Source organism: Mycobacterium sp., from assembly GCF_032162605.1.
GTDB lineage: Bacteria > Actinomycetota > Actinomycetes > Mycobacteriales > Mycobacteriaceae > Mycobacterium.
Map to the genome: position 1 here is coordinate 21,380 of NZ_JAVROT010000022.1, position 7,232 is coordinate 28,611.

Genomic DNA, 7,232 nt, shown 5'->3' on the forward strand with positions numbered 1-7,232 from the left:
GCTCAGCGGTTCAGCAGGGACAGCACGGTGCGGTTGAGCCGGCGTCGGGGCCAGCCGCGGACGCCGTCACTGGCCAGCGCCGCCCGTGCCGCGTTGCGGCCGCACACCCCGTGCACTCCGCCACCGGGATGTGCGCCGGCGCTGCCCAGATACAGGTTTTCAACCGGAGTCTCCGCCCGCCCAAGACCTGGCGTGGGCCGAAAGATCAGCTGCTGGTTCAGCTGGGAGGTACCACCGTTGACGGCGCCGCAGTGCAGATTTGCATCACTGGCCTCCAGATCGGAGGGACGCTGGATGTGTTTTTCGACGACGTGGTCGGCGAAACCGGGTGCGTGCTCCTCGAGCACACGATCAACTGCCTCCGACAGTGTCTGCGCCGCAGCGTTATTGGCGACCCCGCGCGGTAGATGGGTGTAGGCCCAAGCACTTTCGGTACCGTCGGGGGATCGGCTGGCATCAGCAGTGGTCATCTGCCCGAACAACAGGAACGGCCGGTCGGGGACGGTTCTGGTGTTGAGGTCCGCCATCCACCGGATGAGGCCGTCGTGGTCGGCGCCTAGATGGACAGTGCCGGCCCCGGCGAGCGTTCGCGACCGCCAGGGGATCGGAGCGTCCAGCGCATAGTTCACCTTGAGGACCGGTGTGTCCCAGACGAAGTGTTCCAAGCGTTGTAAAAGCGCGGCAGGAAGTGCATCCGCCGGCAGCAGGCGTTCATACAGCTGAGGCGCCGAGGTGTCGGCGATGACCGCCCGTCGCACCCGCACGGTGGCGCCGTCGGCGGTGTGGACCGCCACCGCGCGCCCACCGCGAACCTCGATGTCGTCCACCGGTCGGTTGCAGTCGATTCGCGTTCCGGCGGCGCTCGCGCGGTTGACCAAAGCGGCGGTCAGCTGACCCGCACCGCCGACCGGAACGGGGAAACCACCGTCCTGGGCCATCATGATCAGCAGGTAGCCCATGACGCCGCTGCCGGGCGCGTCGATGGGCACGTCGGCGTGCATGGCATTGCCGAGAAGCAACAACCGTGCCGCGTCGCCATCGAAGAGCCGTTGCGACATCACTCCGGCGGGGGACAAGATCAGCTGTGCCAGGTTCAGCGCCTCACCGGTACCCAGGGTTCGCAACAACGAGACCGGGCCGCGCAACGGCGGGAACGGGGAGAACAAGATGCTCAACAAGGAATCCTTGATCTGCAGCCACTGGTCGAACAGCTGCCGCCAACGCTTCCCGTCGCCCGGATGGTGTCGATCCAGCTCGCTCGCGGTGTGCTCGAGGTCGCGGTAGATGACGGGCGCGTCCTCGTCGGCGGCCGACCGCGCGTGACCGACGACGGACGGCGCGTGCGTCCACCGCAGCCCGCAGTCCTCCAAATGCAACTCGCGAAGCGCAGGCGATGCCACCGACAGCGGATAGAAGGCGCTGTAGAGGTCGCTGACGTAACCCGGTGTCAACTCCGCGCTCTTCACCGCGCCGCCCGGTTGATCCTGCGCTTCCAGAACCAGCACGTCCCAGCCCGCGTCTGCCAGCAACGCGGCCGCGACCAGACCGTTGTGGCCGGCGCCGATCACGACCGCGTCGACGGCGTCACCGCCGCTCATCGTCGACTTCCTGGGGCGTGAGGCGCTCCGCCAATGCGGCCAACCGCCTGATGCATTCCCGGTTTCGCGGCCACGCGGCGGCCAGCGCGACCCGAGCGGGCAACCACTTGAGCGGGGCGCTGATCGGTACCTCGGACATGTCGATGCGGCAGCCGCCGTCGATGTCGGTGAGCTGCAACGTGACGCGCGCGGCACCGAACGGGCGTCCCTTGGCGATCAGAACGATCTTGCGTTGCGGTTCACCCTCCGCCACCACCGTCTCGTCGTCGAGTAACAGCGGCCAGACCCCGATCGAGTGCCGGATGGTGCTGTCCGGGGCGGGCCAGTTGGGGTCGACCGCGCGCATTCGGCTGTTGCCGACCACCCACTGGGAGTAGGTCCAGCCGTCGGCGATCTGGTCCCACACCTGCTGGCGGGTTGCAGTGGTGTCTTGGATCGCGGTCAACGCACTGGCGGCTTCAGGGGAGGAGGATTTCATGGCTTCGTCCTTTCTTGACGGTTCGGCGACACCGGGATCACTGGCGACCGACGGGCCTTGCGATGAGCCGGTTCGCGGTTGCCTTCACCGAGTCGGGCAGCACCCGACTGGCCACACCGATCAGCTTCGAGGTGGCGGACTCGGCGACGACCTTTCGCCTTCCGCGCATCAGGGCATCGAAGCCCTGCCGAGCCACCTCGGCCGGATCGTCCTTGCCCGGCAGTCGGCCCAGCACGGTGTCCAACATGGCGCTGCGCCGAAAGAAGTTGGTGTCGGTCGGGCCGGGCATCAACGCGGTGACCGTGACGTCGGTGTCGCGCAGTTCGTCGTGCAACGCCTCGGCGAAGGACTGCACGAACGACTTGGAGGCGTTGTACACGCTCTGGTACGAGCCGGGCATCATGGCCACGATCGACGAAGTGAACAACACCCCGCCCGTGCCCTGGTCGACCATGCCCCGCAGCACCAACTTGGCCAAGTGCACGGTGGACCGTACGTTCAGCTCGACGATGTCCAGATCGTCCTGCAAGTCCCCGTCGAGAAACCGTCCAGCACGCCCGGTTCCGGCGTTGAGCGCCGCGACCTTCAGCGGCTTCCGCTGTTCGCTCACGTGTCGGTAGAGGCGCTCGACGTCGCGGGGCTTGCGGAGATCCACTTGAAGGGGACGGACGCGGGCGCCAGTTGTCGCGAGCTGCGCGGCGGCGGTGTGGATGCCGGGACCGTCGGCGACGACGACCAGATCGTGGCCGTTCTCGGCCAGCAGCTTCGCCAATTCGAATCCGATGCCGCTGGAGGCCCCGGTTACCAGGGCGAGCTCACGCGCTTCTGCCACCGCAAGTCATTACCCGCAACCGGCCGCGGTGAATCTTCCGTCCCTCGCGAGCCACGCCGAGTCACGTGTCGATGGTTGAACGGTTGTGTTGCGGGGCATGTGTGGCAGTACCGACCCCATGACACGCGACCGACCCCATGACACGCGACGGAGCGCCGCTGTGACCACTGTCTTCACCGACGAGCTGATTGATCGACCCGCGTCGATCCACGTTCCGAACGGCGTATATCGGCCGCAGGAAGACTCAGCGCTGTTGATCGAGGCACTTCGTGCCACTGGACGCGCCAAGGGAAGCCGGGTCGCCGATCTGTGCTCGGGAAGCGGTGCGGTGGCCTTGGCCGCGGCGGCTCAGGGGGCGGCGGCAGTCTCGGCGTTCGAGATGAGTCCGCGCGCGGTCACCTGCGCGAGGGCCAATGCGGCGGCGGCCGGAGTCGACGTGCACGTGCATCGCGGATCCTGGTTGCGGGCAATTGAATTCGGGCCGTTCGACGTGGTGACCTGCAATCCTCCCTATGTGCCCTTCGCCGAAGGCGCCGATGATGAGCCGATTCCCGTGGACGCAGGACCCGACACTGCGTGGAACGCCGGCCCCGATGGGCGCCGCGTGCTCGACCCGCTGTGCGAGCGAGCCCCAGAAGTCCTGGCCCACGGCGGCACGCTCCTCATCGTGCACTCTGAGTTCGCCGACGTCGACCGGACGGTCGAGGGGCTACGCGCCTCCGGGCTGCACACCGAAGTCGTTGCCGAACAATGGATTCCTTTCGGCCCGGTGTTGACGGCGCGGGCACACTGGTTGGAACGGGCAGGGCTGCTCGACACCGGTAGGCGGATGGAGCGTCTCGCCGTCGTACGCGCGGACAGGTCGTGACCGACACGGGGTCACGGGCGGTCCGAGTGGTCCCGTCGGGTCCGGTGATGGTGCAGGGTCCGGTGCGCATCGAGATGCCCGACGGTGGGGTGGTCGAGTCCGATCGCGTGGTGCTGGTGGCCACTCGGGTCCTGACCCCGAGGATGCCGAGCGTGAACCTGAGGCTAACCAGGAAGGGTTTCGCCACCGATGGGTGCCAGCACCTCACCGCTGTAGTACGAGGACAACCGGCCGGCAGCGAAGAACACGTAGGAAGGGGCGATCTCGTCGGGTTGCGCCGGGCGGCCCATCGGCACCTGCTCACCGAAGGACTCAACTTTGTCCGCTGGCATCGTCGCGGGTATGAGCGGTGTCCAGACAGGGCCGGGCGCAACGCAATTCACTCTGATCCCGCGTTCTTGAAGCGACTGAGCCAGTGAGTACGTGAGCGCGATGACCGCTCCCTTGGTGGCCGAGTAATCGATGAGCGTCTTGTTTCCCCGCAGACCGTTGATCGACGCGGTGTTCACGATCGCCGCGCCGCGGGGAAGATGTGCCAGTGCCGCCTTGGTGACGTGGAAGAAGCTGTCGACGTTTACCGCGAAGGTGCGCCGCCACTGATCGTCGGAGAGTTCGGCGAAGTCGTCGACGGGGTTCTGAAAGGCCACGTTGTTGACCAGTAGGTCGAGGCCGCCCAAGACCTCGGCCGCCTCGGTCACCACGCTCCGGCAGTGGCCGGCCTCGGCGAGATCACCGGACAGGGAGATCGCGCTTCTTCCTTCCCGCTTGATCAGGTCGACGGTATGGGCGGCGTCATCGTGTTCGGAAAGATAGGCGATGGCCACGTCGGCGCCCTCCTTCGCGAACGCCGCGGCGACGGCGCGACCGATGCCCGAGTCGCCGCCCGTGATGAGCGCACGCCTCCCGGACAGGAGACCCCGGCCCACGTAGTCCCGCATCTCGTCCGCGGGCTGTTCGGGCATCGCAGAACTGTGGCCTGGGTAGTCGATCGTGGACATGGTGTGGCGGTACCCCCCGCCCGGCGGGTCAAACTTCGTGGTCGCGACCACCTGGCACGAGTCGCCTCGGCAACTGTGAGGACGGCGTTTGAACCGGGGCGTCCGGGGTAATTGGCCGCCGGCAGGCCAATCGTCCAGGAGTCCAGATGCGCGCGCAATTTCGTCATGAACTCGACCAACTGCGTGCGGACTTGGGCGGCATGTGCGAACTGACAGGTGATGCCGTGGGCCGCGCCACGCGCGGACTGCTGGATGCCGACGCCGAAGCGGCAGGTCAGGTCGTCGTCGACGTCGAGCGGCTCCGGCTACTTCACAACACGGTCGAGAGCCGCGCTCTCGGAATCTTGGCGAGACAGGCACCGGTGGCCGGCGACCTACGCGCCGTGGTCACCGCCATCCACGTTGCCGCGGATACCGACCGGATGGGTGGTCTTGCTTGGCATGTCGCCAAGCTGTGCCTGCGCCGTCACCCCGAGCCGGCGATACCCGAGGAGATGCGCGGAAGCTTTCACGAAATGGGGCGGATCGCGGTCGAGCTAACCGGGCGCTGCCGATCCGCCCTGCTCGCGCAAGACTGCGCGCAGGCACATTTGGTCCGACAGGACGAGCAGGCGATGGAGACATTGCACCGCGAGTTGTTCGGAGCGGTGATGAGCCCGCGGTGGCCCCATGGACCGGGCGCCGCGAGCGACGTCGTGCTCCTCGGCAGGTTCTACGGCAGATTCGCCGACCACGCCGAGGAGATCGCACGGCGGGTGATCTTCCAGAGCAGCGGCAATTCGGTGGTGCGGCAGCACGCCGTCTGACGCAGCCTCCCGTTGGCACATCGATGCGACGCGGGAGGTGTGCACATGCGGATCGTCGTCACGGGAGCCTCGGGCAATGTCGGAACGGCACTGCTGCGCAAGCTCGTTGCCACCGGTATCCACCACGAGTTGATCGGGGTCATGCGCAGACCACCGAAGCCGATCGGCGTGTACGAGCTCGTGCGATGGCACCAGATGGACCTCGCCGAAATAGACGCGGCGAAGAACCTGCGTCACGTATTCGAGCGCGCCGACGCCGTCGTGCACCTCGCATGGGCGTTCAATCCCACGCGCGACGAGGACTACTTGAACCGCGTCGGTGCGGCGGGACTCCGCCGTGCTCGAGGCGGTGGACGTTGCCGCGGTCGGTCAGTTGGTGCACATGTCGTCCAGTGCCACCTACGCCGCCGGACGGTACGGCCAACGGGTGGACGAGCGCTGGCCTACCACCGGCATCCCGTCGTGTTCGTACAGCCGCTACAAGTCCGCCGTAGAGGCGCGGCTCGACGCCTACGAACACGAGCACGGCAACGCCGGCGTGCCCATCGCCAGGATGCGACCCGGTGCGATCGTCCAGCGATCCGCAGCCAGCGAGTTGATGACCGCCGCTCCGTCGAGACGACATCGCTGACGCGCTCGGCGCCAAGACAATTCACGTGCCGGCCCGCGTCATGGGTGTACTGGTCGACATCAGCTGGCGCGCACGACTGCAACCCATCGACCGTGGTCGGATCGACATGGCCTTCAGTGTCCCGCTGCTGGACTGTGCCAGGGCCCGCGAGGAACTGGACTGGCGCCCGATGTGGTCCTCTACCGCGGCATTCGCCGACTTGATCCACGGTGTGTGCGACGGTGCACACGGTGAGAGCCCGCCGTTGCGACGACGGTCGATATTGGGGCAGCTGAACCGTGACGTCACCCAGCGACGACTCCCCGCGAGACGGCTGCCTTGACGGCGCTATCCAACCGTCATTCGGAGAGCGTGGCGGCAGCTGCGAGCAGCGTTACCGCAGAGCGTTCTCGATGACGTCCCGCGCGCGGTCGAGCATCGACGCGAATGGTCCCACCGCATAATTGGCCTTCGCCGACTCGACGCCGGGGTGAGGACGCGTCGGCGCGATAGCTTCGACCGCGCGCACGGCACTCGCCATCCGCTTCAGGTCGTCGGCGCTGACTTCACCTTGTAACTGAGGGAATTCCTCGGTCTCTTCGTGGTCTGCGTGATCGACGACGGCCTGCTGAAATCGCTCGAGCCCGCTGAGGAACTCTTTCGAGCCGATGTCCAACTTCTCCAGCTCTTGCAACTGCGTCTTGGCATCGTGCTCCTCCTTCAGTCGGGCATCGACGACCTCATCGCCATCGCTCAGCTCCCCCCGCGCGCGCGGATGAACCACCATCTCCTCGGCAGTTTCGTGCACTGCCAGTAGTTGACGCAGATCCACGAACGCCTTCTGGCGAGCTTCATCGGTGGATGCGGACAAGACGTCATCGAACATGTCCTTGATTAGGTTGTGCTGCTCTACGAGAAATCTCACGACGTCGTCGGTCGATTGCACGAATGTTTCAACCATGGGAGATCCTTCATTGCGTTGGGACTGGGCTGCGCGCCACCACTGCAGTTACCCGTGACTGCCGTGCTGTAACCGTGAGTT

At 66.4% G+C, this 7,232-nt stretch carries 9 protein-coding genes and 2 pseudogenes; 6 read left to right on the top strand and 5 right to left on the bottom strand.

Features of this window, described 5'->3' with window-relative positions; translation table 11 throughout:
* Positions 1-2 precede the first annotated feature (2 nt).
* From QOI01_RS00905 to QOI01_RS00915, 3 genes are read right to left on the bottom strand one after another with little or no spacing between them, the layout of a single operon-like run.
* Positions 3-1,598: a phytoene desaturase family protein gene (locus QOI01_RS00905; protein ID WP_526377714.1), complete on the bottom strand. Its 1,596-nt coding sequence runs from the start codon at positions 1,596-1,598 to the stop codon at positions 3-5.
* Positions 1,585-2,076: an SRPBCC family protein gene (locus QOI01_RS00910; protein WP_526377716.1), complete on the bottom strand. Its 492-nt coding sequence runs from the start codon at positions 2,074-2,076 to the stop codon at positions 1,585-1,587. The genes QOI01_RS00905 and QOI01_RS00910 overlap by 14 nt, the downstream gene beginning before the upstream one ends.
* 37 nt (positions 2,077-2,113) lie before the next feature.
* Positions 2,114-2,908, bottom strand: coding sequence for an SDR family NAD(P)-dependent oxidoreductase (locus QOI01_RS00915; RefSeq protein WP_526377718.1), 795 nt, complete (start codon positions 2,906-2,908; stop codon positions 2,114-2,116).
* 160 nt (positions 2,909-3,068) lie between these two features.
* On the opposite strand from QOI01_RS00915, the gene QOI01_RS00920 reads away from it, so the two are divergent.
* Together QOI01_RS00920 and QOI01_RS00925 are read left to right on the top strand one after the other, a co-directional pair.
* Entirely contained in the window at positions 3,069-3,776 is a 708-nt protein-coding gene (locus QOI01_RS00920) for a HemK2/MTQ2 family protein methyltransferase (protein WP_526377720.1), read from the top strand.
* A pseudogene (locus tag QOI01_RS00925) lies at positions 3,773-3,892 on the top strand (CDGSH iron-sulfur domain-containing protein); the annotation flags it as partial. The gene QOI01_RS00920 and the pseudogene QOI01_RS00925, both read left to right, overlap by 4 nt.
* A gap of 48 nt (positions 3,893-3,940) precedes the next feature.
* Here the strand turns inward: QOI01_RS00925 and QOI01_RS00930 are convergent.
* A complete protein-coding gene (locus QOI01_RS00930) occupies positions 3,941-4,774 on the bottom strand; it encodes an SDR family oxidoreductase (RefSeq protein WP_526377722.1) in 834 nt (277 codons plus the stop codon).
* Positions 4,775-4,920: 146 nt separating this feature from the next.
* On the opposite strand from QOI01_RS00930, the gene phoU reads away from it, so the two are divergent.
* From phoU to QOI01_RS00950, 4 genes and pseudogenes are all read left to right on the top strand, one after another.
* Complete coding sequence (phoU, locus tag QOI01_RS00935; protein ID WP_526377724.1) at positions 4,921-5,580, top strand: phosphate signaling complex protein PhoU; 660 nt, start codon at positions 4,921-4,923, stop codon at positions 5,578-5,580.
* Between the two features lie 45 nt (positions 5,581-5,625).
* Positions 5,626-5,823 (top strand): annotated as a pseudogene (locus QOI01_RS00940) (NAD-dependent epimerase/dehydratase family protein); the annotation flags it as partial.
* Positions 5,824-5,899: 76 nt separating this feature from the next.
* Positions 5,900-6,211: a hypothetical protein gene (locus QOI01_RS00945; RefSeq protein WP_526377728.1), complete on the top strand. Its 312-nt coding sequence runs from the start codon at positions 5,900-5,902 to the stop codon at positions 6,209-6,211.
* 25 nt (positions 6,212-6,236) lie between these two features.
* Positions 6,237-6,533, top strand: a complete 297-nt coding sequence (locus QOI01_RS00950; protein WP_526377730.1) for a hypothetical protein — start codon at positions 6,237-6,239, stop codon at positions 6,531-6,533.
* Positions 6,534-6,584: 51 nt separating this feature from the next.
* Here the strand turns inward: QOI01_RS00950 and QOI01_RS00955 are convergent, their stop codons facing one another.
* Positions 6,585-7,151: a hemerythrin domain-containing protein gene (locus tag QOI01_RS00955; RefSeq protein WP_526377726.1), complete on the bottom strand. Its 567-nt coding sequence runs from the start codon at positions 7,149-7,151 to the stop codon at positions 6,585-6,587.
* Between the last annotated feature and the right edge of the window lie 81 nt (positions 7,152-7,232).

Coding starts and splice junctions, on each gene's coding strand:
- QOI01_RS00955 (WP_526377726.1), bottom strand. CDS start 7,151: ATGGTTGAAACATTCGTGCAATCGACCGACGACGTCGTGAGATTTCTC.
- QOI01_RS00905 (WP_526377714.1), bottom strand. CDS start 1,598: ATGAGCGGCGGTGACGCCGTCGACGCGGTCGTGATCGGCGCCGGCCAC.
- phoU (WP_526377724.1), top strand. CDS start 4,921: ATGCGCGCGCAATTTCGTCATGAACTCGACCAACTGCGTGCGGACTTG.
- QOI01_RS00930 (WP_526377722.1), bottom strand. CDS start 4,774: ATGTCCACGATCGACTACCCAGGCCACAGTTCTGCGATGCCCGAACAG.
- QOI01_RS00910 (WP_526377716.1), bottom strand. CDS start 2,076: ATGAAATCCTCCTCCCCTGAAGCCGCCAGTGCGTTGACCGCGATCCAA.